Below are 1,256 nucleotides of genomic sequence, written 5' to 3'. Positions count from 1 at the left end.
TGATCTTCCCCCGAAAAAGTGGACGGGTTTAAGCAGCTTTTAGCTCCATCTCGATCGGCGCGACATATCCGATGGCGGAATGGAGCCTCGTTCGATTGTAGAAGCCTTCGATGAAGGCGAAGATGTCGCGCTGGGCCTCGAGGCGGGTTTGGTATTGACGATGATGAACGAGCTCGGTCTTGAGAGTGTGGAAGAAGCTCTCCATCGGGGCATTGTCGTAGCAGTTGGCTTTGCGGCTCATTGATCCTGCGATTCCGGCAGCCGACAGGATCGCACGATAGTCTTGCGAGGCGTATTGTACGCCGCGATCGGAATGATGGATCAGTCCTGCAGCGGGCCGCTGCTGGCGGATCGCCATCGTCAGCGCGGAGGAGACGAGTTCGACCCGCATGTGGTCTCGCATCGCCCAACCGACGATCTTTCGGCTGAAGAGGTCCATGACGGCCGCCAGGTACAGCCAGCCCTCCGCGGTCGGGACGTAGGTGATATCGGCGAGCCAGACCCGATTGGGGGCTGCGGCAGTGAAGTCGCGCGCGACCAGGTTCGGCGCGATTGGCAGATCGTGACAACTGTCGGTGGTGCGGACTCGACGTGGCGGCGACATGATCGCGCGAATACCATGCCGTCGCATCAGCCGTTCAATCCGGCCGCGGCTGGCACCACGTCCCTGCATCCGCAGGACGGCATGGACCCGCGGACTACCATAGCGCTGGCCGCTCTCACGATGGACCTGCCGGATCTCGGCCAGCAGCACAGAATTGGAGATTGCGCGGCCGCTCTCCAGACGATCGCGCCAAGCGTAATAACCGGCCGGGGAAACCTCGAGCACGGCACACATCAGCCGCACCGGATAAGCCTCGCGGTGATCTTCGATGAAGCGGAAGCTCATGTCCGGGTTCCGGCAAAGATCGCGATCGACTTTTTTAAAATGTCGCGCTCCATGCGGAGCCGCTCGTTCTCCTGGCGCAGCCGGGCGAGTTCCGAAGCCTGGTCCGCCGACATCGGCGTCGCCTGCGTGGTGGGGCGCCACGCCGCCGATGTCGGCTCCTGCCGAACCTTATCCACCCAGCGCCGCAGCACCGAGTCGCGCAGACCAAGCTCCTTGGCAACCGACGTGACCGAGCGCCCGCTCGACAACACCAGCTCGACGGTCTGGCGCTTGTATTCTTCGGTAAATGACCGACGTTGACGTTCCATTCAACACCTCCGGGCTCAATGAGCCTACTACAGGTGTCCACTCATTCGGAGGAGGTTCA

General features: G+C 61.9%; 1 protein-coding gene. It reads right to left on the bottom strand.

What is annotated here, in order from left to right:
* Positions 1 to 28: 28 nt before the first annotated feature.
* A protein-coding gene (locus ACZYOF_RS43830; protein ID WP_463719595.1) for an IS3 family transposase occupies positions 29 to 1,197 on the bottom strand; the annotation gives its coding sequence in 2 pieces (ribosomal slippage) (positions 29 to 909 and positions 909 to 1,197; 1,170 coding nt in all).
* Positions 1,198 to 1,256: the final 59 nt, after the last annotated feature.

The organism is Bradyrhizobium sp. LeoA1Lang, assembly GCF_055413685.1.
This window is presented reverse-complemented; position numbering and strand designations above follow the sequence as displayed.